Here is a 24,430-nt window from a genome sequence, read left to right as displayed (position 1 = left end):
GTTCGGGGTGGTGGGGTTGCGGGGGTGTGCTCTCTCCTCGGTCGGTCCCCGGAGGCAATCAGGAACCTGCCGGGAGCTCAAGCGGCGGAGATCTCCGCTCATGCTTGATCTTGCATCGCGCCGCTTGACCTCCCGACAGAACCCTGATCGGGCTTCGCCTGCCCGACCGAGGAGAGAGCCCACCCCCTGAGGTCCGGTGCGAGCTGCGCTCGGGCCCGGTCCCGTGGCCCGGCCGCGCCCGATCCGGAAAAATCCTGCATCACCCTGATCCGCCATCCCGATTCCCGATCCGCACAAAGGGTCGGTGGTCCGGTCACGCTTGACGTTGAAGGGATTCTGCAACGCCGTCGATCCATGAGCCCTGCGACAGAGAGCCGATGGCCGGTCGCGCTCTGGGGGGAACTTCTGCATCATCGCTCGTGGTGGACGGTGGTGTGATGCTCCGTGCAATACAGCCTGAGGTTCCCCACACTCGTCCCACCGCCCTGCGCAAAAGGCACGACGTGATGGGCATGCAGGGCGAACGTCAACGGGCGATCACACCCGGGATAGGTGCAGTACCGGTCGCGCCAGCCAAGAAACGCCCGCTGCCCCGGCGAAGCCAGACGCGCCCGGGGGTCATGGTCCAGCGCGATCCCGTCGAAGGTGCCCGTACGCCCGTCGGTCACCAGCTCATGGCGCCGCGGATCACCGCGCCTGGGCAGGCGCCCGGCCGGAACCAACGCCCCGAACACCGTGCGCGCACAGCCCGCCGGGATCTCCGTGTGCACCGCAGGATCCTTCATGCCCGCCGCGGGCACGGCAGGATTCTTCACGGCCGCCGCGGGTGCGGTCGGGCCTTGAATGGTGACGGCGAGCGCGGGTAGGGAGAAGTGGGCGCGGCGCTGCTCGGGCGGGGCATCGAGGAACACCTGTGCGAGCCGGGTGACCGCCTCCGCGTTCATCTGCTCGGTGCTGCGCACATCCTCCGGCACGATCTCGCCGCCGTCGAACTGCCGGGTCCGGATCATCTCCGCGACCTGCAGATCCACCGCGGCCTGGAAAACGGCGCCGCGCACCGGATCGAGCAGGATCTCACACCGGTGCATCTGACCCTCCCCGCACGTCGCGAACCGGGCGAAGGAGCGTTCGCGCTCCCGCGCATGACGCGCCTCGATCGAACCCGGCGCGACCTGCTCCTCGAGCACCCGTACCCGCTCCAACCCGGCGCGCGCACCGCGCTCCCGGGTCACCTCGAGCGTCTTGGCGGCCTCCACCGCGGGATCCAGACCCGTCGCCCGCACCGCTTTGACCGTGCGCGCCAGCGCCCGCGCGGAATCAGGCCCGATCACACCCGAGCACAGTTCCCCCTCCACTCCCGGCAGCCGTGCCAGCAGCCGGGCGTCGTGCGCCAGCGCGCGGGCCCGGCCCTCGGTCACATCCAGCACCGTCGCCAACCACGGACCCACACCCCCACGCGCGATACCGAGTCGGTCGCCCTCACCGACCAGCGCCAGCAGCATCCCGTGCAGCGCCTGCGCCGCCCGGCCCACCTCCACGATCGCCTCACGCACCGCGTCAACCCGCCCCACATCATCCCCACCCGCCCGCGCACGCTCGAGCACCTCCCGCACACCACACGGGACATCGACGCGATCTCCACTGCCACCCCGTCCACGACACCCTCCCATACCAGCCCCGACATCCCCGAACACTCCTATTCTAGAACCCGCCACTGACAAAAGGCGTGTATACGACCCTTGCGTGGTAAAAAGAATCAGGGATGTTCCCGGGAACTCGCGGATGCTCCCGGACGTTGAAGTAGGAGATGGGAGCGGTACCGGAACCGGCGATACAGGAATCTACGCGATGCAACATCCTGTATCGAGCACAGCCGAACCACCGGACACCACTCCACAAGGCTGACCGAACCAGGCAGCCGAAGAGGAGCGTCGGCCGGGTCAGTGCGATGCAGGATCATGCATCAAGCGCGACCGGGCCACCGGACGGGACCCGGGCCCGAGCGCAGCTCACACCACTCCCCTCAGGGGGTGGGCTCTCTCCTCGGTCGGGCAGGCGAAGCCCGATCAGGGTTCTGCCGGGAGGTCAAGCGGCGCCATGCAGAATCGAGCATCAGCGGAAACCACCGCCGCTTGACCTCCCGGCAGGTTCCTGATTGCCTCCGGGGACCGACCGAGGAGAGAACACGCCCCCGGCACCCGACCACCCCGAACCCCAGCCCGCCCCGCCAACGCCAGCACCCCACAAACCCAGGCACTCTCCGAGGGAAGGCCCGCGCCGGAGGCGAAATCTTGAAACCCCAGCCCACCCCACCAACGCAACGGGTGGGCGGGTGGTCAGACGAAACCGTGGGCGAAGCGAAGCGCCCGCCCCCACCACGACGATCACCCAGCAGATCATCAATCGGGATTAGAAGATGAACGGAATAAGCATCTTGCTCGAGCGCTGATACGCGGGATAGGCCTCGGGGAACTGTTCGGTCATGTAGCGCTCCTCCGCCCTGGCGCTATAAGCGAAGTACACGCCGAACAGGGCGGCCACGATGAGCCAATAGAGGCTGATCGCCACGGCCGTGCCGATCATGGCCAGGACTATGCCGGAGTAGATCGGGTGCCGCACACGCCGGTAGGGGCCGGTGGTGACCAGCTCGGGGTCCTCCTTGCGCGACATCGGCGTGCCCCAGTTGCGGCCGATGTAGACGCGGGCCCAGACGGCCAGGCCGAGGCCGAGGGCCCAGAGCGCCAAGCCGATGCCCTTGGGCACCGCCCCCTTGAGCGTTGCGTCATCCACGCCGTGGCGGGCCCGGACCACCGCCACAACGATCACGACGAGGACTAGCCGGATCCCGGCGTAGCGGTTCCAGCTGACCTGGCCCCGCTTCACGTTCGCGGCGGCTAGCAGCCAGCCGATCCAGAACACCGCCCAGCCGACGAGGATGATCTGCGCTACCGGACCCTTCACATGCGTTCTCCGTCACTTGTGCCGCGAGCCTTCTGCGGACACGATCCCACGAACCGCCGTCGGGCTCACGCCGTGCGTCGGGCCAGCAGCAGGGTGATGTCGTCGGCGAGAGTGGGCTGGTCGTACGGGTGGCCGATGATCTTTCGCGCTAGCTCCCGCAGGGGCGTGTTCCCGTGCCCGCGCAGGGATTCGACGAGACGGTCCGTGCCCTGGTCGATCGGCAGGGATCTGCTTTCCACCAGGCCGTCGCTGTAGAGGGCGAGCAGGGCGCCCTCGGGCAGCGGGCTGAGCACCGAGCGGTACGTCTCGGACGGGTCCACGCCGAGGGGCAGGCCGGCCGGCAGCGGCAGTACCGCCGTGCCGCCGTCGGGCAGGCTGAGCACCGGCGAAGGGTGGCCTGCCCGGGCGATCCGGGCCGTGCCGGCCGCGGTGTCGAGCTCGGCGAAGCAGCAGGTGGCGAGCAGGTCGGGGTCGAGCCCTGTGATCAGCTTATTGACTCGTCCGAGGATCGCGGCCGGGCCGTAGCCTTCGTGCGCGAACGCGCGGATCGCGGTGCGGACCATGCTCATCCCGCCCACGGCGCGGGCGTTGTGGCCCTCCACGTCGCCGACGAGCAGGCCGATCCGCCCGCGCAGCATGGGGATCACGTCGTACCAGTCGCCTCCGACGGCGAGACCGAGGCCAGGCGAGCGGTATTCGCTGGCGAGTTCGACCCCTGGCGTCTGGTCCAGCGGGACGTCGAACACTGCGTCACGCAGCCGCGAGGCGAGGGAGAGCTCTGCGTCGTACCGGTGCGCGCGGTAGAGCGCCTGCGCCAGTTGCTCGCACCGCCGGGCGACGAAGCCGCGATAACTCGAGCTGAGCCGGCGTGGCTCGTCGAACCGGAGGCAGACCAGGCCGAGACAGCTGCCCTCATGCATCAATGGGTGGACGAGCAGGGCGCCGGTCTTGGTGTCGTCGACCACCTCCGTCAAATACGGGTACTGATCCTTGATCTGCTCGGAGGTCTCATAGATCTGCGGCTCGGTCTTGTTCACCGCGTCCGACATCGGGCCCGGGACGTCGAGGTCGAGGACGCGCAGCGCGGAGAAGCCGGCCGGGGTGTAGCCCACCGCGGCGATCAACCGCAGCCTGCCGTCGGTGACCACGTGCATGGCGATGCCCTCGGCGCCGCACAGCTCCGGCAGGTGTTGTTCGACCACGGCGATGACGTCGTCCACGCCCAGCGTCCCGCCGAGGGCCGCGGCGAACTCGCCGGTGCGCTCCCGGCGTGTCTCGCGCTCACGCTCCCGCTCGAGCTGCACCCGGTACTCGTGTACGTCGCGCAGGTGCACCGCGAGCCGGCCTGCGTCGACCGCGACGCGCAGCTCGTACCAGCGCCCGACCCGCGGCAGCAGCGCCTCGAAGGAGACCGTCTCGCCGGTCGCCAGCGCCTGGTCGAAGGCCGGCTTCCACTCGCTCTCCCGCAGCGGCGAGAGCACGTCGGCGAAGGCGCGTCCGGCCAGCTCGGCGCGGCCGACCCCGGCCAGCCGGGCCACCGCCTCGTTGCCGTAGACCAGCCGCCAGTACGGGTCGAGGATGGCGAACCCGTCGGCCATCGCGTCGATCTGGGTCGAGGCGACCTGGGTCCAGCTCGGCGCGCCGGTGGTGTCGGTGACGATGCCGAGCATCACCGGTTCGCCGCGTTCGTCCCGGATCACCCGGCCGCGCACCTCCAGCCAGCGCAGCGAGCCTCCCCGGGTGTGCGCCCGGTATTCGAGGGCGAAGACGCCCTCCTCGGCTAGGGCCCGGGCCATGGTCCGGCGCACCAGCGGATAGTCGTCGCGGTGGATCCGGTAGAGCAGCGGCGCCGGGCCGCCGGTGTAGCCGCGCTTCTCGGCCGGGTCCGCCGCGCCCATGGCGACCGCGTCCAGGTGGATCACGCCCTCGCGCAGCCGCCACCAGAACGTGCCGGTGCCGATCGCGGCGCGGATCTCCGGCGGGGTCGGCACGTGCTCCGGGCCGATGAACAGCGTCGGCTCGGTTTCCAGCTGGCCGAGACCGAAGATGCGCGAGGCGATCTGCTCGCCGATGGTGTCCAGATCGGCCGCGACCTGCTCGGCCATCGCCCGCAGCCCGGTGGCGTGCCGCCGCCAGAGCATGCCGACGTGCCCGATCTCGTCGACCCCGGCGCACCCGTCGCAGAACAACACCCCGACGAGCCGCTCGTCCGCGGTGGTCAGCGGGAAGCACATGACCCGGCCGAACCCCACGGCGTTCCCGTTGAAGCCCGCGTACTCGGTGATCGAGCTGTCCACCGAGTCGAAGCCGCCGTCGGTGGGCATGCCGGTGCGTACGACCTCGGTCAGCGGCAGGCTCTCGTCGATGAAGATCCGCGACCAGAAGTCGCCCAGCGGGGGCGCCGGCACCGCCTCGTCGAACAGGTGCAGCACGCCGTCGGGTCTGTCGTAGGCGAAGACGGAGCTGTGCTTGGCCCGCAGCGCCTCGTGCATCCGCAGCAGGTCCTCGCGGGCCGGGCCGAGCCCGGGCAGGAGGGAGGCGGAAGTGGTGGTCATCGGTCCGCTCCTTTCGCGCCGCGCAACGCGTCGTGGCCGCTCAGGCTCTCCGGCAGGCGGGGGTCCCGGTGCGTCTCGAGCAGCGCGGTGACCTGGTCCGCGGGCAGCGGGGCGGCGAACAGGTAGCCCTGTCCGTAGTCGCAGTCGCAGCCGCCGAGCCGGTCCCACTGCGCGCCCGTCTCCACCCCCTCCGCCACCACGCTCAGACCCAGGCCGTCGGCGATCCGGATGATCCCCTCGACCAGTGCCGCCTGCTCGGGCGAGGTGGCGATGTCGGCGATGAAGGACTTGTCGATCTTCAGCACGTCGATCGGGAGCTCGCGCAGGTAGCTCAGCGAGGAGTAGCCGGTGCCGAAGTCGTCGATGGCGATGCGCACGCCGCTGGCCTTGAGCTCGTTCATGGCGTGCTTGGCCTGCTCGTCGTGGTGGCGCATCAGGTCCGACTCGGTCAGCTCGAGCACCAGCAGGTCCGAGCTCAGGCCGGTCTCGCGCAGCAGCTCGATGGTCTCGGCCGGGAAGCGCGGGTCGCGCAGCTGCTGCAGCGAGACGTTCACCGCGACCGACAGCGGCGGCACCTTCAGCGAGCCCGCCGGGGCCTGGGCCTCGGCGGCCGACCGCTCGGCGTTCCAGCCGGCCACCCGCTGGACGGCCTGGCGCAGCAGCAGCCGGCCGAGCGGCAGGATCAGCCCGGTCTCCTCGGCCAGCGGGATGAAGGCGTCCGGGCCGATCAGGCCGCGGGCCGGGTGCGGCCAGCGGGCCAGCGCCTCGAAGCTGGCCACCCGCCCGTCGCCGATCTCGACCACCGGCTGGTAGTGCACCAGCACCGTCTCCTCGTCGATGGCCCGGGCGAGCTGGTCGCGCAGCAGGGTGCGCTCGATGGCCTGGTCGTGCAGGCCCGGGTCGTAGAGCCGCCAGCGCCGCTTGCCGTCGTCCTTGGCCGCGTAGAGTGCCAGGTCGGCGTTGCGCAGCAGGTCGTCCGCGCTCTCGCAGCCGAGCGTGCTGGCCACGCCGATGCTCGCGCCGCTGGTGACCGCGCCGTCGGGCAGCGCGAAGGGTACCTCGAAGGCTTCGGTCAGCCGCCGGGCCAGGCCGTCGGCGTCGTGGGGCCGGCGCACGTCGGGCACCAGCACGGCGAACTCGTCGCCGCCGAGCCGCGCGGCGAGGTCGACCGGGCGGATGTTGGCCAGCAGCCGCTCGGCCACCGCGGCGAGCAGTTCGTCGCCGACGCCGTGGCCCTTGGTGTCGTTGACGTCCTTGAAGTCGTCGAGGTCGATCATCAGCAGGCAGGCGGCCCGGCCGGTGCGGCGGGCGTGCTCGACCGCGTGCCCGAGCCGGTCCTGCAGGCTGCGCCGGTTGGCCAGGCCGGTGAGCGGGTCGTGGTAGGCGTGGTGGCGCAGCTCGCCCTCGAGCCGGCGCTGCTCGGTGACGTCCCGGAGGGTGAGCACGACGCCGCCGACGGTGGGGTCGGTGCGCAGGTCGTCGGAGCGGGCCTGGACCCACAGCTTGTCCCTGCGGCCGGGCTCGATCACCCATTCGACCGGTCCCGACTCCATGCCGGAGAGCACGGCCCGGGCGCTGGAGGCGTTGCGCGCGCCGACCAGCTCGGCGATCTTCGCGCCGGTCAGCTCGCGGCCGTCGAACAGCTTGCGGGCCGAGGGGCTGGCGTAGCGCACGGCCTGGCCCTCGTCCACGATCATGAACACGTCGGCCGCGTTGTGGATGAGGGTGCGGAAGTACGCCTCGTTGTCGCGGCCGCGGATCTCGTCGGCCAGCTCGACCCGGTCCAGTGCCAGGGCGGCCTGGCCGGCCAGGATCTCCACGGTCTCGCGCAGTGCGGCGAGGTCGTCGCGCGGCCCCAAGGCGACCAACCCGGCGCGGAGGTCGCTGCGCTTGGCCCGCAGCGGATAGACCAGCGCGTGCGCGGCCCCGGGCAGGCCGGTGGCGCAACCCGCGGCGACGACGGCGGGCAGCTGGCCGACGGGCACCGGCCGGTAGCGGGCGGCGGCCAGCGGGTCGCGCAGGTCGGCGAGCAGGCGGATGCGTCCCTCGGCCGGCCCCAGCAGCCCCGAGCCGGCGCGGTCGAGGGCGAGCCCGATCTGGTCCACGCTCAGGGCTGCGACCAGGTCCGTGCCGGCGGCCCGCAGCACCCGGGAGCGGTTGATCGCCCGGCGGTAGGAGCGCAGCACCAGCCCCAGCCGGGCCAGCACCAGCGCGCTGGAGAGGGCGGCGAAGCCGGCGAGCACCCAGCCCTGGTCCACGCTGCCGCGCAGGGCGGCGCCGAGCAGCACGGCCGGCGCGGTCAGGGTGGCGACGGCCAGCAGCGCGAATCCGAGCCGGGAGATCTGGGCGGCCCGGTAGGTGTTCACCGGTCTGCCGATACGGGTCATCGACGGGGTCAGCGCGGCCAGGCCCCAGGTGCAGAAGAAGACGATCCAGCCCAGGTCCATCGCGCTGCCGGAGTGCCAGCTGGAGTAGGTGATGCGCAGCTCGAAGAACAGGTCGGACAGCAGCAGGCCGAGCGCGCCGAAGCACAGCAGCCAGGCCGACTCCGGGCGGTCGTCCGACCCGGTCATCAGCCGGGCCAGCAGGGCCAGCAGCAGCACGTCGCCGAGCGGGTAGCCGAACGCGACCTCCCGGGCCAGGGCGGTGCGGTTGGGGTCGTCGACGGTCGGCCAGACGATGAAGGTCCAGGCCAGTAGGGCGACCGCGGTGATGACGATGAGGGCGTCGATGACCGCGGCGGCGTCCCGGCCGTTGCGCTGGTGCCGGATGAAGAGCCACAGCCCCACCGCCGCGAGCGGGTAGGCGAGCAGCGCCACCTCTTCCGGCGTGGTGGGGAACCAGTCGGTGTTCGGGAAGAAGTCGATCTGGCTGCCCGACCGGGCGTTGCGGGCGAGGTCGACCGCGTCCGTGGAGACCAGGGTGACCAGCGCGCCGGCCAGGAGCAGCCAGGGCGCCCGGTGCAGCGGGCGGTAGCGGGCCAGGCTCCAGAGCATCGCGAGCGTCGCGAACAGGCCCATGGCCGCCCAGTCGCCGCCCCGCCAGGAGGGGAGCGTGAAGTAGAGCGCCGTGAGCACGGCGAACGCGGCCAGGTAGACCCGCATGGCCCAGGCCGGAGCGCGGGCGGAGACGGCCGGGGGGCCGAGGCCGCGCTCTGGACCCGCGGACGGCAGCATAACGCGATATTACTATTCAAAACGGACTTAATACACTATTCATCACCATTACGTGTCATTCTGGGCGGCGGATCACCGCCTCGACCAGGGCGCCGGGCGAGCCGGGCGCCGTCTCACCCGCTCGGGTGGTTTGGGCTTGATCCGGGTGTCTCCGATCGGCTGCGCGGAAGGGGGCAACGGGGAGCGCGGACGAGAGGACGAGTCATGGCGAGCGAGTTCCAGCGGCAGAAGGTGGCCGCGGTGTTCGAGGCGATGGACAGGGCGGGGCGCGGCTACCTGGTGGAGGGGGACTTCGAGGCGCTGGCCGAGCGGTGGACCACGCAGCGGGGGATCTCGCCCGGCTCCGCCCGAGGCCGGCTGCTGAGCCGCGTCATGCTGGGCTGGTGGGCGTCGCTCAGCGTCAACGCGGCGGAGGTGTCCCGGGTCAGCCTGGACGACGTGATGACGGTCGTCGACCTGCTGCCCACCATGCCCGAGGCGGTGAACGCGACGGCCGACGCGATGTTCGAGGCCGTGGACGAGAACGCGGACGAACGGATCTCGAGCGCGGAGTACCGCTCGCTCATCGAGGCCTGGAACGGCCGGCCGACCGACACGGACGTGGTCTTCTTCCGGCTCGACCTCAACGGTGACGGCTACCTGTCCCGGTCGGAGTTCCGCCGGTTGTGGACGGAGTTCTGGGCCGGGGACGATCCGGATTCTCCCGGGACCTGGGTCTTCGGCGAGTTGGCGGCAGCCTAGCCGGGCGCCGCGCGACGCACCGCGCCCGTCCGCCGGGCGGGCCAACCCCGGTGGCGCCCGCCCCGGCGCGCGGGAAAGATCGAGGCGAGGCGGCGCCGCGGTACCGGGGGCCGGCCGCGGCGAACCCGTCCGGAAACCCCCGATCGAAGGCTGTCCCCATGGCGTCCGAACCCGGCGCGCCGCACCGCGCGAACCCGCCGCGCGGCCCCGCCCTCGACCGCGCCCGCCCGGCGCTGGTCGTGCGGGTCGGGCGCAACCCGCTGCTCAACCACGGCGCTCTCGGCGCGGTGCGCAGCCTCGGCCGCGCGGGGGTGCCGGTCTATACGCTCACCGAGGACCGCACCGCCCCCGTCGGTTTATCCCGGCACCTGGCCGGCCGGTTCGTCTGGCCCGCCACCGGCGCCGAGGACCCGGCGCGGCTGGCCGCCGGCCTGCGCCGCATCGCCGAACGGCTCGAGAGCCCCGTCGTGGCGCTGCCCACCAGCGACGAGGCCGCGGTGCTGCTGGCCGGGCAACGCGAGGCGCTGCGCGACCTGCTCCTGCTGCCCGCCGTCGCCCCGGACCTGCCGGCCCGGCTGGTGGACAAGTACGCCATGCACGAACTCTGCCTCGCCCACGACACGCCCACGCCCAGGGCCCTGGTGGCCGACAGCGCACCCGCGCTGCGGCAGGCGGTGGCCGAACTCGGCCTGCCCGTCGTGGTCAAGAACGCCGACCTGGCCGGCCGCCTGACCGGACCCGTCGTCGGCACCACCCGGAAGCTGGCCGGCCCCGCGCAGGTCGAGCAACTGGCCGAGGCGCTCGAGACGCACGGGGCCAAGCGCCTGCTGGTCCAGGAGTTCGTGCCCCCGGACCGTTCGTCCGCCCGCAGGCCGCCGGACTGGTTCGCGCACGTCTACTGCCCGCAGGGCGAGGCCGAGCCGCTGGTGTTCACCGGCGTGAAGCTGCGCGACTGGCCGCCCGGCGCGGGCGTGACCGCCCGCGGAGTGGCAGTGGCCAACCCGGAACTGGCCGCGTGCGCCGCCCGCTTCTGCCGCGACATCGGCTACCGCGGCATCGGCGACATGGACTGGCGTTTCGACCCGCGCGACGGGCGGCTCAAACTGGTCGACTTCAACCCGCGGCTCGGCGCGCAGGCGCAGGTCTTCCGCACCACCGCGGGCGTGGACCTGGTCCGCGCCCTGCACCTGGACCTGACCGGGCGGCCCATCCCGCCCGGCCGGCAGATCGACGGCCGGGAACTGGTCGTCGAGCACCTGGACGCCGCGGCGGGCTACCTGCTGTGGCGCCGGCGGCGCGCCGCCGGCGCGCCGAAACCCCGGCCGATCCCGGTGCACCGGCGCGAGAGAGCGTGGTTCGCCTGGGACGACCCGCTGCCCTTCGCCGTGGTCACGGCCAGGTTCGCCAGGAACATCCTGGTCAAGACGGCACGCCGGGCCCGCGCACGGCTGCGTCCGGCGCCCGGCTGAGATCGCGTCGCCGCCGGCCCGACCCCGAGTTGCGCCGCGGGGCACCGCGTGAGGTGATGATCGAAATCCGCCGAGGAGCACCAGGATGCGTTCAGGGCTGAAGGAGACGATCCGGCGCATCCACGCACGCTCTCCTGGCACCGGCACCGGCACCGGCACCGCCGCGGCCGGACAAACGGCCGACCCCGCCGAGCCCGCCTCCCGCATCCTGCGCGCGCGCCGCCTGGTCGCCCGGCTCCGCGCGGACTCGCTGACGCGCAACAGCTTCGGGGTCATGGCCACCACCGCGGTCAACGGCGCGTTCGGCTACGTCTACTGGATCGCGGCGGCACGCCTGCTGCCCACCTCGACCGTGGGCCTCGGTTCGACCCTGGTCTCCGCCATGGTCATCATCTCCCTGGGCGTCTACCTCGGCCCTGGCGGGCAGTTGATCGCCCGCCTGCCCACACGCACCACGCGTGCACAGTGGCTGCTGAGCGTCTACAGCACCCAATTGCTGTGTATGTTCGCCACCCTGCTCGCGGCGGCCGCGGCCCTCGTGCCCCTCGCCGTGCTGCTCCGCCCCCTGCGCCTGCTCGAGAGCGACCCGGCCGTCGCCGCGTGGTTCGTGCTCGGCGCGGTCGGCTGGACCTCCTGCGGCCTGCTCGACGACGTGTTCGTCGGCCAGCGCCGCGCCGACTTCATGTTCTGGCGAAACGCGTTCTCCTCCGGGCTCAAGCTCGCCGCCCTGATCGCGATCGCGCTGCTGTCCAAACCGGGCGCGAGCACGATCATCGGGACCTGGGCGGTGAGCGGACTGGCCGGAGCCGTGTTCGGCCTGCTGCTGTGCCACCGCGCGTTCTACCGGCTCGGCCGGATCCCCCGCCCGAGCGGCGGCCTGCTTCCCGAACTGCGCGCGGAGATGTCCGCGCTGGCCCGGCCCAGCATCGGCCACCACGCGATCAGCGTGGCCGGCCTGCTGCCGACCTACCTGCTGCCGATCGTGGTCACCGCCCGCCTGGGCCCGCAGCAGAACGCGTACTTCTACGTCACCTGGATGATCGCCAGCGCCATCTTCACGATCAGCCCGGCCGTCTCCGTCGCGATCTTCGCCGAGGGCAGCCACGACTCCAGCCACCTGCGCACGCTCGCCCGCTCCTCGCTGCGCATCGTCCTCGCCATGCTCCTGCCGGCCGTCCTGATCGTCGGTGCCGCGGGCCAGCCGATCCTGCACCTGTACGGCGCCGCGTACGCGGCCGCCGGCTTCGGGCTGCTGCTGATCCTGCTCTCCTCCTCGTTCCCCGACGCGGTCACCAACGTCGCCACCGCCACCCTGCGCGTGCGCAACCTGCTGCCCAGGGCCGCGGCGCTCAACATCGCCATGGCGGTGATCGCCGTGGTCGGCGCCTGGGAGCTCACCCCGCGCTTCGGCATCGTCGGCGCGGGCGTGGCGTGGCTGCTCGCCCAGAGCGTCGGCACGCTCGCCGTCCTGGCGCACCCCCGCACCTTCTGGCCGGCAAAGGACGCAGGCTGATGCACATTCTGCAACTGACCGACTTCTACCGCCCGGTCATCGGCGGCCTGGAGATCCACGTGGAGACGCTGGCCGGGCAGTTGGTCGCGATGGGCCACCGCGCCACCGTCGTGACCCTGCGGACCCCGCAGAGCCCGCAGCCCGCGCGGAGCGACGCCCCCGAGATCGCCGACGGCGTGAGAATCGAAAGGCTGCGCGGCTGGGCCGGCGCGCTCGGCCCGTTCTACGCCGACCGCCGCCGGCCGTTCCACCCGCCGGTGCCCGACCCCGGCCTGCTGCGCCCGCTGCACCGGATCATCGAACGCGAACGCCCGGACGTGGTCCTCAGCCACAGCTGGATCGAGTTCTCGAACTACCCGCTCTACCGCGCCGCCACCGGCCCCGCGCACGTCGCGACCCTGCACGACTACGGCCTGATCTGCGCGAAGAAGACGTATCAGTACTTCGGCACACCGTGCACCGGGCCGCGCCTGGGCAAGTGCGCCTCCTGCGCCAGGCAGCAGTACGGCGCGCCGATCGCCGCCGCGCTGGCCGGGGCGCTGCGCGCCGGCCGGCCGCTGCTCGCCCGCGCGGACGCCTACGTCGCGGTCAGCGAGGCGGTCGCCGACGCGGTCCGCCCCCACGTGCCGCCCGGCCCCCGGCTCGAGGTGATCTCGAGCATGGTGCCCGACGGCCTGGACGAGCTGGCACACAGCGCGCCGCGGCCCGCGTTCCTGCCGCCCGACGACGGCTACCTGCTGTACGTCGGCGCGCTCAGCCGGCACAAGGGCGTCGACGTGCTCCTGGACGCCGTCCGGCTGATGCGCCACCGGGTGCCGCTCGTCCTGATCGGCATGCGCGGGCCCGACACCGCGTCCCTCGAGCTGTCCGGGCCCGGGATCATCGTGGCCTGCGACCAGCCGAAGAGCGCTGTCATGGCTTCGTGGGCGGGTGCCTCGGTCGGCGTCGTGCCGTCGGTGTGGGGCGAGCCGCACCCGCTGGTGCCCGCGGAAGGGATGCTCGCCGGCCGGCCCGTGGTCGCCTCCGCCGTGGGCGGGCTCGGGGAGATCGTGGACGACCGGGAGACCGGGCTGCTCGTCCCGCCGCGCGATCCGCCGGCGCTCGCGGCCGCCCTCGACACCCTGCTCGACGACCCGGCACGCCGCGAGCGGATGGGACAGGCCGGGCGGCGCAAGGCGCGCGCCTACGAGGCGCGCACTGTCACCCCTCAACTGCTGGAGCTGTTCACTTCCGTGCTCGACGAGCGCGCGGACCGCGCCCGCGCGCGCTGAACCGGGCGCGTACGACGCCCGACGGGCTTTCAGGTCGGGCACGCCCCAGGGGTGTTGCCCTGGAAGTAGACCACGAGGGGAGCCAGGCTCCCGTCCTGAGACGACACGGTGATCCGCAGCCTTGCGAGGCAGGAGGTGGCCGGCAGCGGCCCGGAGAGCGTCACCTCGCGCTGCCCGCCCGCCGCCACCTCGACCGTCGCCGCGGCCCACGCCTGCGCGTGGTCGATTCCGGCCGAGACCCGGAAGGTCCGCGTCAGCGGCCCCGGATCAGCGACCAGAACCTCGACGGAACCGGCCAGCGGGGCGCTGCGGGCGAGCGGTCCGCCGGCCTTCGCGGCGGACCCGGCCAGCGCGACGGCACCGGTGCGGCTGCTCTGCTGCGCCGGCAGGCTGGCCGCGAGCCCCGCCGTAAGCCCGGCTCCGGCAAGCACCACCCCGACGGCCCCCGCGGCCGCCCACGGAGACCTTCCGCGCGCCGGCCCGGGGCGCACCGGCGCCCGCCCGCCCGCGGCCGAACGGAGCCGAACCCGGAGCAGGGTCACGACCGCGAAGCTCAGGAACACCGCCACAGTGCTCGCCTGCGTCACCTGGCGGTGCACGGCGTAAGCCAGGAGCATCAGCAGCGGCCAGACCGCCATGCTCAGGGTGCACGCGATGGCGAGCCTGGCGAGCGCGTCGAACCGCGAGACCCACGCCCGCCGGCTGAAGATCAGCAGGACCGTGCAGTAGCCCGGCGCCCACAGCGCCAACGGCAGCCCGACGAACGCCCTGCTCTCGCCGGGCATCGCCAGGCATACGGCGAGCAGGCCCGCGGCGAGGACGATGTGCAAGCTGCCGTCCTCGGCCCACGCCGCCAGTCCCCGGCGCGGCCGGGCTTCACCTTTCAGGTGCCCGGTCACGGCGCCTCGCCGTAGACACCCGCGTGAAGCTCGGTCGGCTGCACGCGGTAGAGGGCGTAGTTCTCCGACTGGTAGATCTTCGCCGCCCAGGGGAAGGCGGTGAACTTCTCCAGAGCCGAGAGCGGGATGGGCGAGGTGTGCTGGTAGGCGCCGGGCTCGCTCGAACTGAAGTAGTAGTCGGTGTTGGGCACCTTGGCCAGCCGGGTGTCGACGAGCATGAACGTCACGTTGTCGGGACCGAGGCGTTCGAGGGTCTGCGCCTTGGGCGACCCGTCGTAGAAGTACAGGTCCCAGGACGGGAACCCGACGAGGTAGAAGTCGTCTGCGAACGCCCCGAACACCCCGCCGGTGAAATAGTCGGCGATGAAATTGTGCCCGGACCCCTGAGTCTGCAACGCCCAAGCCGTGAGCTGCGAGAGCTCAGGGGACTGGATCCTGCCGTCGGCGAAGGCCCACGGCCCTGGGAACATCCCGGCGTCGTTGTTCTCGCCCGCCGAACCGCCGACCACCACGGCCAGCGCCGCCACCGCGCACACCGGCACGGCCCCGAACGCGGCCAACCGCCCGGCCCGGCGGCGCCCCACCCCGCCCCGCGGCATCCGGACGGGGGCGACCGATGCGCGCCCGTACCGGTTCCGCGCGGCGTAGGCGCACCACGCGCCGACGGCGACGGCGACCGGCACCGCCAGCGCCAGAAAGGCGAACGGCCACGACCGGTGCGCGCCCGGAGCCCCCTGCGTGGTCAGCACGAGCGGGAACGAGAGCGGGTAGAACACGCAGATCAGCGCCACGGTGCGGAACATCGGCGAACGGCGCAGCCACCGCCGCCCGATCCAGATCCCGGCCGCCGCGCCCAGCGTCACCAGCACCGGGGCCGCGTACGCGGCGTCGACCGCGTACCGCGGCAGGTCGGTCTGCTGGAACGCGCCGCGGCCGGAGCCGGCGCTGTGGCCGCCGTGCGTGATCAGGGTGGTGAGCTGGCGCAGCCCCTGAGACGGATAAGGGGTGAGATAGGACAGGACCGTGAAGCCGAACGCGGCGATCCAGGCGAGATTCGCGGCGATGCCGAAGGCGGTGAGCAGCACCGGCGGCGCGCTCACGCGCAACGGGGCGCGCCACGGCAGGCCGGCGACGGCGAACACGAGTGTGAGGAACGTCAGGATCAGCGCCGAGAGGGGGTGGGTGACCGCCGTGGCCGCCACGAGCACGCCGATCAGCACCGCCCACGCCGTGCGCACCCGGGCCGGCCCCGCACCGGGCCCGGTGAGCTGCAGCAGCGCGAACGCCCACGCCACGAAGATCAGGGCCAGTGTCTCGTACGCGTACTCGGCGGTGAACAGCAGGTATCCGGGGTTGAGCGCGTAACAGAGCCCAGCGATCCCGGCGATGTGGTCGGAGCCGGTGATCCGCCGGGCCAGGAAGAACACGGCGAGCAGTTCCAGGACGTGCCCCAGCCCGCCGATCACGAGGCCGGCCTGGTAGGTGTCGAGCCCGCTGAAGTAGCGCAGGGCCACGGTCAGCAGGTGCAGGCCGGGGTAGGACGAGATGGGCGTCACGACGTTGGGCTGGAAGAGCTTGCCGCTGTCGTGAAGGTGCTGGGCCTGCGTCCAGTGCGCGAGCTCGTCGAAGAAGAGCGGCTCGGTCGGACTGCGCAGAACCCGCGGGATGTAGGTGAACACCGCGACCGCCGTCACCACGATCCGGCGCGCCGAACCGCCGGCGGACATGGTCAGCAGCCTGACGGCCGCGGGCAGCAGAAACACCGCCACGCCGGCCCAGAACAACCCGTACCGGCTTGCGGAACCGAACCCGGTCAGAGCGTTGTCGAGAGCCTGGGCGTAGGCGAAGCGCAGCAGCACCGCGCCGCCGGCGAAGGCGGCGGCGAGCACACACGCCCACGCGATGTTCCCGTGCCGCCCGGCGTCTGCGCGCACGCGTTCGGCCCGTGCCGGTGCGGCCGCGGATTCCATCAGGTCCGGCGCCGCGGCGCCTGGGTACCCGGCGCAGGTGCGAGCTGCGCGGCCCGCTCGCACGCCTCTGACATGGCCCAATGCTGGCATCGGCGGCCGTGGAAATCAACGACCGACACTGCCGGGCGATCCCGGACGCCGGGTCAGACCGGGTGCGGCGGGGCGGCACGAGGACCGGCGGCGGAGCTGACGGAGCGGTAGACCTCGACCAGGCGGCGCGCCACGTCGTCCCAGTCCGCGACGACGGCGCCGTCTGCGGGCGGCAGGCGATGGTGCAACTGCCGCTCGAGCCGGGCCGCCAGCGAAGGCGCGTCCTCGGTGGCACGGACCAGCTCGACCGGACCGTATGCGGCCATCTCGCGATGCGCGGGGATGTCGGAGAGCAGGACCGTCGCGCCGGCGGCGAGGGCCTCGGCCGGCGCGAGTCCGAACGCTTCGTGCTCTGACAGGCTGCAGAGCAGACGGCAGGTGCGCAGCCAGCGGTGCAGCACGTCCTGCGCGACCCGCCCGGGGAAGCGGACTGAGCGCGGGCCGGTCGGGTCGAGCAGGTCGAGGGACCGGGCGAGCTCCATCAGCCGTTCCGCGTCGGGGCCGGCCCCGATCACCACTAGCCGTACGCCCGGGTAGGTGAGCTGTGCGAAGGCCTCGATCAGCCGGTCGACGCGCTTGTAGCGTTCGAGCCGGCCGACGCTGAGGATGGTCGGCCGGATACCCGGGAACGGCTCGGCGGCGCGGATGGCCGCCCGGTCGACGCCGTTCGGCACGACCGAGCAGCGCTCGGCCGCGCCGGGGAAGTGCTCGGCGACCAGCTCCGCCTCCGCGCCGGAAACGCAGACCACGGCGTCGGCTCGGCGGAAGATGTACGCGCCGAGCGGCCGATAGACCCGGTGCAGCACGGCGCGCAGCGGGGAGTGGCCGGTGCCGTGGTAGTGCGGCGAGAACACGAACGGCGCCCGCGAGCGGGCGCCGAGCACTGCGGAGAGCCCGGTGAGCGTGTGGTAGCTGTGGCCGTGTACGACGTCGAACTCGGCGGCTCGCGCGGCCAGGGCCGGCCAGAGTCCGGGTGCGAACGGGTAGTCGTGCGGTCCGTGGGTGGCGAAGCGGTGCACCTTGATCGACTCGCTGTCCTCGCCGTCGAGCCCCGTGGTGGTCGCCGCGGTCCCACTCTCCGCGGGTGCGCCTTCCGCCGGACCGCCATAGTGGCCGTCCTGACGCTGCTGCGCGAACACCTCGACCTCGTGCCCCGCGCGGACAAGGGCGCGCGCCGACTGGGCGACGACCTGCTCGACGCCGCCGAGCGTCGGGGGATATCCGGGGGCTGCGAGAGCGATCCTCACCGGCCCACCCCGCCGGATCCGGGCGCGTGGGGTCCGCGCGCTTGGGATCCGGCCGGGTGGGATTCCGCAGCGGCGAAGTCGAGCAAGGCCTCGACGTTCGCCTCCCAGGAATGCCGGTCCTGATACTGCGCGCCGATGCGGTCCGGCACCTCGCGCAACGCGTCGGCGAGCGCGGCCGCGTCAGCGGGCGGAACGAGGATCGCGCCACCGTAGTCGGCCGCCGCCTCGGTCAGCCCGCCGACCGAGGTGACGATCACCGGCAGACCGTTGCTCATCGCGATGTGCAGCGGACCGCTGGCCGAGGAACGCAGATACGGCAGCACGACGGCGTCCGCCTCGGCGAAGTAGCCGGTGATCTCGTCGTCGGAGACGTAGCGGTTCACCAGCGTGATCCGGTCGCGGTGCGGGGACGACTCGATCAGTTCGAGCGGCCTCGTCCATCCCTCCCAGGTCTCGCCGACGACGGTCAGCCGGTAGCGCTCCGCCTCGGCGGCGGTGAGCGTGCCGAAGGCCTCGACCAGGAATTCAACACCCTTGTACGGGCGGATCGTCCCGAAGTAGAGCAGTCGGCATACCCCGGGCTCGGCGCCGGGCCGATGCGCGGCGCGGTGATGGTCGTAAGGCCCGTGCGGAACGACCCTGATGGGCCGTCCGGTCAGATCATAGGTATGCCGCACGGCGCTCGCGTCGAACTCCGAGTGCACGAGAAAGCCGTCCGCGCGCGTGAGCAGCGCACGCAACAAGCGGCTTACGACCGGGCCTACGAGCGGGAGCCGCGCCTCACCGGTGTCCTCGATCTCGTGGAACTCGACCACGATGCGGGTGCCGACCGACCGTGCGACGAGCACGAGAAGCAGGTAGCTGTGCAGGACCGTGCCCGTCCACCATTGCAGCAGAAGCACGTCGGGCCGGGTGCACCGGATGAGCCGTGCCGCGCGCACGATGCCGAGGCCCCAGTACCAGTCGACCCCGTCGAACACCTCGACGCGCGGGTCGTAGGCGAGCGCCGCGAGCGGCCGCCCGACCCGCTCGCGTCCCGGGTAGAACCGCCGCGGCAGCAGACGCCGCATCAGGATGGCCGTGACGTCCGCGCGATCGGCCAGGGCGCCGGACAGCCGGCAGGTGAAGTAGCTGATACCGCTGGTGAAACGCCAGCCGGAACCGACGACGCAGATCCGGGGCCGCCTCGTCACGCGCGCTCACTCCCCGAATGCGCAGGCGCATGATCCGGCTGTTCCTGCCCCGACTGCTCGTGCTCTTGCTCGTGGTGCTCCTGCTCGTGGTGCTCCCGCACCTGGTGGCGACCGGCCTCGCGTCGCACCGCCGCCACCGCGGCCGCCGCCGCGTAACCCGAAAGCAGCGCACGCGAGCGTCCGCGCGGCCCGCAGACCACGAACTCGGGGTGTTGCACGATTCGCTCGCTCCAGCGGAGCTTCGAGATGTCCGGCCCGACCGAGAGATTCACCTCGGTGTCACCGCGCTCTAACGCGCGTTCCATCGCCGTGTACTGCAGAAGAGTGACAGGCCCGACCGACCACCACTGCGGATCGATGCCGCTGAGCGCGAAGTAGGCGGCCGAGGGCGCACGGAGCACAAGCTGCGCGGCGACCGGAGTGCCCGCGACGTTCAGCGTCAGCAGTTCGACGCGTCCCGAAGCCGCCAATCGATGGACGGCGTCGTTGAAGAAGGCGCGACGACGCGGTTCGCCGAGCGCGTCGGGGTGCACCCGCGCACCCTCCATCTCGGCTCGCGCGGCGTGCAGCCGCCGCAGCTCCGGCAACGTCGCGCGCACGTCGCCCGGCGCGGTGTGGATGGCGATGTCCCAGGGCTCGCCGGCACGGTCGAGGCGGTGCCGGGCCCGTTTGACGCTCTCCCAGACGTTGCGCTTGAGCAAGGGCCGCAGGGAGGTCTGCTCCGCCAAGGGCAGCACGATGGCCGCTCGCGTGGTCTTGTGCTGGACGAGCCCGCGCACTGCACGGCTCTCCCCCAGCCACTGCGGCTCGAACCAGCCCTGATCGGCCGTCAGAGGGAGCTCGAGCCAGTCCCATTCCTGCGAACGGGTGAGCCAATGCGCCACTACCGCGCGCATCACCCGCCTCGTCTCCCCCGGCGCGGCGAGCACCTGCGGGACCTCCGTCAACGCACCGAGGCGTCCGGTGCCGGCGAGCTGCACCGTGTGCGCGAGGTGAGCGAGGTCGCGCAGGTAGAACGGGGCGATGCCGATCAGGCGGGAGTCCCGATGGACGGTCAGGACCGCGAGTTCGCTCTCGTGCACGACGTGCCGCAGCCAGGTGAGCGTCCAGTCGGGCGAAGCGTAGGGGTTGAGCGGCGCGGCCTCGTCGGCGAGGGCGCGCCAGTCGGCTTCGAGGGCCGCGCACTGGGCGAAGCGGGTGAGCCGGGTGACGACGGGCGTCCCGGCCGAGGTGCGGCGCTGGGACTCGGACTGGGCGGGCGCGTGCGCGCGGTCAGGCGGCCGTGGCATGGATCGGCACGCCTCCCTCAGCTCTGTCGTCCGTGGCCATATCACCGTAATTCGGGTCGAACTGACGCGCAATCGGGCAGCAGGAGTCGTGCATCAGGACGCGGATGGCGCGGGAAGACAGCGCGGCGATCGGAGCCCGGTGCTCAGCGCGCGCCGCGCCAGGCGGCGCGAGAGCCTGAAAGGCATCGACCCGCGTACGTCGAGGTCCGAACCGTCCACCTCGGGCGCGGCAATGGCGCCCCCAGGACTACTCTGCCCATGACCACTGCCACCGACGTCCTCGTGCTAGGCGCGGGACCCTACGGCCTTTCGGCGTACGCGCACCTCGGCCGGCGAGCGCTTCGGGACCCGTGCGGTCGTGGTCGCCAGCGGCCTGATCGGACACGCCCACGTTCCGCCCCGGCGGGCAGTGCTCGGCGTCGCGGCCGAGGGCGGCGGCGTCACGCTGCGGCTGGCCGGACCGGACGGCGCGCGGGAGACTCTGCACGCGGACCACGTCATCGCCGCCACCGGCTACCGTATCGCCGAGGACTCATTCACGTTTCTGAGCTCTGATATCAATGACGCGCTGGCCCGGGTGAACCACTGGCCGAGGCTCGGCGCGGGGTATCAGTCCTCGATCCCGGGACTCTACTTCGTCGGATTCCCTTCCGCCGCCTCGTATGGGCCGCTGATGCGCTTCGTATGCGGGAGCGAATACGCGAGCCCTCGGTTGGCGCAGGCGATTCACACGCGAGTGCGCGAACGGAACCAGGCAGAGCGTCAGCGGCGAGCGCCCAGGGCGATCAAGTCGCCGCGGCGTTGATCCCAGAGCACCGCGTCCGGCTGGTAGACCGCGTGCTGCGAGAGGTCGGCGACCGCTTTCGGGTCGAAGCCGCGCAGCTGATCCCGGGCCAGATCCGCGTCGACGGCGAGGTTGAGCACTCCGTGCGGCGGGCCGGCGACCTCGCCCGGCATGGTCAGCCCGGCCGCGCAGCCGACCGGGCTGTCGACGAAGGACTCGGCCATCGCCGGCAGCCAATCCCGGTCCACCCGCACGTCGTCGGCGGTGAAGGCGAGCAGCCGCCCTTCGGCCTCGGCGGCGCCGAGCTCGTGCGCCGCCGCGCGGCCGGGCCGATGAGTGCGCAGGTACCGTATCGGACCGTCGGCGCGCTCCACCACGTGGCGCGTCGCGTCCGTCTCCGGCGCGCTGTCGATCACCAGCACCTCGAAGTTCGGGTAGCCCGTCGTGGTCAGGGAGTCCAGGCAGCGGCTCAGCCGGCGCGGCTGCTCCCGCGTGCCGATGATGACGCTGATCGGCGGCGGATCGGCGAGCACCCGGGCACGCTGCCGCAGGCATGGCGGGACCGGCGCGGCGGCGGGCCCGGGGGGCACGGGAGACCCGCCGGGAACCGCCGCGTCGAGCGCCGCCGCGGCCTCCCACGGCATCGGTTCGGCGCCCCGATCGCGCAGCTCGTGTTCGAGGATGGCCGGTCCGAACTGGGCCACGGCGGCGCGGCGCAGGCGTGTGGCGAACGGGTGACCGGTGTCGACCCGCACCTCGACCACGCCGACCGGGTGGCGGTGCAGGCGGACCAGCGCCAGCACCGTGGTCGGCTCGGCCGGCCCGAGCAACGGGCCGTCCGGCGCGTCCAGGTCCAACTGGGTGACGGCGAGTGCCGCACAAGGCCTCATGACTACTTCTCCGCAGCTCGCATGGCTTCCACCGGCAGCGCCTCGACCTGCTGCGGGTTCGGCCAGGGCAGCCGCTCGCGCAGGATCGCGTGCAGGCAGCGCCAGCCGTCGCGCCAGGTGTGCAGGTGGCTCACGCCGAACCGGCGGTCCCGCTCGAAGGACGGCACCTCGCCGATCTCCAGCCGCGCCGTCGCGGCGTGCGCGGCGAACACGGTCTCGAACTCGAATCCGTCGCCGAACTCCGCCTCGCCCGGACCGGCCGAGGGCAGTTCCAGGGCGGGGCTGCATCGAGTCCAGAACGCGTTGTAGCCGTAGCAGAGGTCGCTGAACGAGGTCCGGTAGAGCCGGTTCATCAGGAAGAGCAGGGTCTTGTTGCCGGCGCGGCGCAACACGGTCAGATCCGAACTGCCGCCCTCGCGCAGGAAGCGGCTGCCCTTGACCACGTCGGCGCCGCCCTCGAGCTTCTCCACGAACGCGGCGATCTCCGCCGGGTCGGCCGAGTAGTCCGCGTCGAGCAGCACCGCGATGTCGCCGGTGCACTCGGCTATGCCGCAGGCCAGGGCGTTGCCCTTGCCGCAGCGGGACTGGGTCACGACGCGCACGTCGGGCCGCACCCGGCGGGCCGCGGCGACGGTGCCGTCCTGCGAGCCGCCGTCGACCAGGATCACCTCGTGCAGGCCCACGGGCAGCTCGCCCAGCACGAGCGGCAGGTTCCGCGCCTCGTCGCGCGCCGGGATGACCACGCTGACCCGAGGCGAACCGGTCGGCAACGCGGCCGTGGCCGGAGCCGTCGCCGAGTACTGTTCACTGATCGCCATCGTTCCTTCACCTGGTTCCGCGCTGGTGGCTCCGGGCTCCTCACGCCCCGTTCCGACCAGGTTCTTGCGGCCAGGTTCACGGGCATTCAAGGGTTCGTCAGCGTTTGCTCAAGGCCTCGATGGCGAAGCTCACGGCGCCGATCTACCCTGATCGCGTGGGTGATTCTGTACGGCCCACCGTGGCCCTGGTCGAGGCGTTGGGTCCGCTCGAGGAGCGCGCGGACGAGCTGCTCGGCGCGTTGGCGCACCAGCTGCGCACCCCGCTGACCAGCGCCTTGGGCTATCTCGAACTGCTCTCCGACGGCAGCTACGGGCCGGTCACGCCCGAACAGGCCGCGACCCTGCGCACGGTGGACGAGAGCGTGCGGCGGCTCGCCCGGCTGGTCGACGAGCTCGATCCGGCGGTGCCCGCGCCGCAGGACGGACCGTAGCCGTGGCGCAGGCCGAGCAGCCGCGGATGGCCCTGGTCGTCGAGGACGCCCCGGACATCCGGATGCTGCTGTGCGACACCCTGCGGCAGGCCGGCTTCGAGCCGGTGGGCGCCGGGACCGGCGCGAGCGCGCTCGAGCAGGCCCGGCAGCGCACGCCCGACGTGGTGACGCTGGATCTCACCCTGCCCGACATGGACGGCATCGAGGTCTGCCGGCAGCTGCGGAACATGACGAACGCCTACATCATCATGCTGACCGCGCGGGCCGAGGAGACCGACCGGCTGATCGGTCTCGAGGTCGGCGCGGACGACTATCTGGGCAAGCCGTTCTCGCCGCGCGAGCTGCGTGCACGCGTGGGGGCGATGTTCCGCCGACCGCGGCTGGCCGACCCGGGAGCGCCCGAACAGCCGAGCGAGGGGGCGGTGCTGCGGATCGGCGAGTTGCTGCTGGACCGGGAGAGCCGCGAGGTCACCCTGGCCGGCGAGCCGGTGGAACTCACCCGAACGGAGTTCGACCTGCTGGAGGCCTTCATGAGCCGCCCGCGCCGGGTGTGGGAGCGCGACACGCTGGCGCGCCGGGTCTGGCGCACCGACTGGCCGGGCGACGACCACGTGATCGACGTGCACGTGGCGAACCTGCGGCACAAGCTCGGCGAGAGCGCGCAGAGCGGCCACTGGGTGCACACCGTGCGCGGCGTCGGGTACCGCTTCGGCGCGCCCTGACCTGCCAGGTCACACCCCGAGCAGCCCGAGCAGCGGCGGCAGTTCGTCTTCGACGCGCTTGGCCTCCCGGCGTTCGCGGCGCAACCGGGCCGTGCCGGCGGCGAGCCAGGTCTGCGGCGAGGACTCGAGCTCGGCGATCATGCCGGGCAGCTCGGCGACGCCCAGCATCTCGCTGCTCACCCGCAGGTCGAACATGATCCGGCGGGCCTCGCCGGCCTCGGCCGCGGCCATCGCCTGCTCGATCCGCTCGATCCGGGGCCAGAGCAGGTCCAGGTAGGCGCGGGCGTAGCGGCGAACCGCCTGTTCGCCCACCTCGGCCCGCACCCGGCCGAGCCGCTCGGCGTCCACGGCCGGCCTCGCACGGGCACCGCGCGCCTCGCGCATCGTGCCCACCTTTCGCTCACCCCCGGT

19 protein-coding genes are annotated in these 24,430 nt (G+C 72.5%); 7 read left to right on the top strand and 12 right to left on the bottom strand.

Annotated features, from left to right (window positions below; genetic code table 11):
- Positions 1-410: 410 nt before the first annotated feature.
- The 4 genes from ACTRO_RS37870 to ACTRO_RS37855 form a co-directional block, all read right to left on the bottom strand.
- Positions 411-1,613 (bottom strand): HNH endonuclease signature motif containing protein, encoded by a 1,203-nt coding sequence (locus ACTRO_RS37870; protein ID WP_034271038.1) that lies wholly within the window; start codon positions 1,611-1,613, stop codon positions 411-413.
- A 796-nt stretch (positions 1,614-2,409) separates the two neighbouring features.
- Positions 2,410-2,961: a methyltransferase family protein gene (locus tag ACTRO_RS37865; protein ID WP_034271035.1), complete on the bottom strand. Its 552-nt coding sequence runs from the start codon at positions 2,959-2,961 to the stop codon at positions 2,410-2,412.
- Between the two features lie 65 nt (positions 2,962-3,026).
- Positions 3,027-5,516, bottom strand: coding sequence for a SpoIIE family protein phosphatase (locus ACTRO_RS37860; RefSeq protein ID WP_034271032.1), 2,490 nt, complete (start codon positions 5,514-5,516; stop codon positions 3,027-3,029).
- On the bottom strand, positions 5,513-8,692 hold the full coding sequence (locus ACTRO_RS37855) for a putative bifunctional diguanylate cyclase/phosphodiesterase (protein ID WP_051452021.1): 3,180 nt from the start codon (positions 8,690-8,692) through the stop codon (positions 5,513-5,515). Before ACTRO_RS37855 ends, ACTRO_RS37860 begins: the two co-directional genes overlap by 4 nt.
- 204 nt (positions 8,693-8,896) lie before the next feature.
- On the opposite strand from ACTRO_RS37855, the gene ACTRO_RS37850 reads away from it, so the two are divergent.
- The 4 genes from ACTRO_RS37850 (at position 8,897) to ACTRO_RS37835 (ending at position 13,686) form a co-directional block, all read left to right on the top strand.
- The gene (locus ACTRO_RS37850; protein ID WP_034271030.1) at positions 8,897-9,433 is read left to right on the top strand and encodes an EF-hand domain-containing protein; all 537 of its coding nucleotides are present in this window, start codon (positions 8,897-8,899) and stop codon (positions 9,431-9,433) included.
- A gap of 158 nt (positions 9,434-9,591) precedes the next feature.
- Complete coding sequence (locus tag ACTRO_RS37845) at positions 9,592-10,902, top strand: carboxylate--amine ligase (RefSeq protein ID WP_063628145.1); 1,311 nt, start codon at positions 9,592-9,594, stop codon at positions 10,900-10,902.
- An 85-nt stretch (positions 10,903-10,987) separates the two neighbouring features.
- On the top strand, positions 10,988-12,415 hold the full coding sequence (locus tag ACTRO_RS37840; protein WP_034271028.1) for a lipopolysaccharide biosynthesis protein: 1,428 nt from the start codon (positions 10,988-10,990) through the stop codon (positions 12,413-12,415).
- Positions 12,415-13,686, top strand: coding sequence for a glycosyltransferase family 4 protein (locus tag ACTRO_RS37835; protein WP_034271025.1), 1,272 nt, complete (start codon positions 12,415-12,417; stop codon positions 13,684-13,686). Before ACTRO_RS37840 ends, ACTRO_RS37835 begins: the two co-directional genes overlap by 1 nt.
- A 29-nt stretch (positions 13,687-13,715) precedes the next feature.
- Here the strand turns inward: ACTRO_RS37835 and ACTRO_RS37830 are convergent, their stop codons facing one another.
- The 5 genes from ACTRO_RS37830 to ACTRO_RS37810 all read right to left on the bottom strand — a co-directional run bounded on the left by ACTRO_RS37830 (position 13,716) and on the right by ACTRO_RS37810 (position 20,374).
- Complete coding sequence (locus ACTRO_RS37830; RefSeq protein WP_034271022.1) at positions 13,716-14,585, bottom strand: DUF1616 domain-containing protein; 870 nt, start codon at positions 14,583-14,585, stop codon at positions 13,716-13,718.
- Entirely contained in the window at positions 14,582-16,555 is a 1,974-nt protein-coding gene (locus tag ACTRO_RS37825; RefSeq protein WP_034271019.1) for a hypothetical protein, read from the bottom strand. The genes ACTRO_RS37830 and ACTRO_RS37825 overlap by 4 nt, the downstream gene beginning before the upstream one ends.
- 143 nt (positions 16,556-16,698) lie before the next feature.
- The gene (locus tag ACTRO_RS37820; RefSeq protein ID WP_051452020.1) at positions 16,699-17,892 is read right to left on the bottom strand and encodes a glycosyltransferase; all 1,194 of its coding nucleotides are present in this window, start codon (positions 17,890-17,892) and stop codon (positions 16,699-16,701) included.
- A complete protein-coding gene (locus ACTRO_RS37815) occupies positions 17,889-19,085 on the bottom strand; it encodes a glycosyltransferase (RefSeq protein WP_063628144.1) in 1,197 nt (398 codons plus the stop codon). Before ACTRO_RS37815 ends, ACTRO_RS37820 begins: the two co-directional genes overlap by 4 nt.
- A complete protein-coding gene (locus tag ACTRO_RS37810; RefSeq protein WP_034271017.1) occupies positions 19,082-20,374 on the bottom strand; it encodes a GNAT family N-acetyltransferase in 1,293 nt (430 codons plus the stop codon). Before ACTRO_RS37810 ends, ACTRO_RS37815 begins: the two co-directional genes overlap by 4 nt.
- 358 nt (positions 20,375-20,732) lie before the next feature.
- Here ACTRO_RS37810 and ACTRO_RS37805 point away from each other — a divergent pair, with 358 nt between their 5' ends.
- Entirely contained in the window at positions 20,733-21,179 is a 447-nt protein-coding gene (locus tag ACTRO_RS37805) for an NAD(P)/FAD-dependent oxidoreductase (protein WP_034271015.1), read from the top strand.
- On the opposite strand, the gene ACTRO_RS37800 is transcribed toward ACTRO_RS37805, so the two are convergent.
- Together ACTRO_RS37800 and ACTRO_RS37795 are read right to left on the bottom strand one after the other, a co-directional pair.
- A complete protein-coding gene (locus tag ACTRO_RS37800; RefSeq protein WP_034271013.1) occupies positions 21,137-22,048 on the bottom strand; it encodes a glycosyltransferase family 2 protein in 912 nt (303 codons plus the stop codon). The genes ACTRO_RS37805 and ACTRO_RS37800 overlap by 43 nt on opposite strands.
- A gap of 2 nt (positions 22,049-22,050) precedes the next feature.
- Positions 22,051-22,866 carry a glycosyltransferase family 2 protein gene (locus ACTRO_RS37795; protein WP_051452019.1) on the bottom strand — a complete coding sequence of 272 codons (816 nt, stop codon included), beginning with the start codon at positions 22,864-22,866 and terminating at the stop codon, positions 22,051-22,053.
- Positions 22,867-23,021: 155 nt separating this feature from the next.
- On the opposite strand from ACTRO_RS37795, the gene ACTRO_RS37790 reads away from it, so the two are divergent.
- Together ACTRO_RS37790 and ACTRO_RS37785 are read left to right on the top strand one after the other, a co-directional pair.
- Positions 23,022-23,297, top strand: coding sequence for a histidine kinase dimerization/phospho-acceptor domain-containing protein (locus tag ACTRO_RS37790; RefSeq protein WP_211244549.1), 276 nt, complete (start codon positions 23,022-23,024; stop codon positions 23,295-23,297).
- Between the two features lie 2 nt (positions 23,298-23,299).
- Positions 23,300-24,019 (top strand): response regulator transcription factor, encoded by a 720-nt coding sequence (locus tag ACTRO_RS37785; protein ID WP_245594605.1) that lies wholly within the window; start codon positions 23,300-23,302, stop codon positions 24,017-24,019.
- 9 nt (positions 24,020-24,028) lie between these two features.
- Here ACTRO_RS37785 and ACTRO_RS37780 read toward each other — a convergent pair whose 3' ends face one another.
- A complete protein-coding gene (locus ACTRO_RS37780) occupies positions 24,029-24,403 on the bottom strand; it encodes a hypothetical protein (RefSeq protein ID WP_034271008.1) in 375 nt (124 codons plus the stop codon).
- Positions 24,404-24,430: the final 27 nt, after the last annotated feature.

Origin of the sequence: Actinospica robiniae DSM 44927 (assembly GCF_000504285.1) — a bacterium.
GTDB lineage: Bacteria > Actinomycetota > Actinomycetes > Streptomycetales > Catenulisporaceae > Actinospica > Actinospica robiniae.
This window is presented reverse-complemented; position numbering and strand designations above follow the sequence as displayed.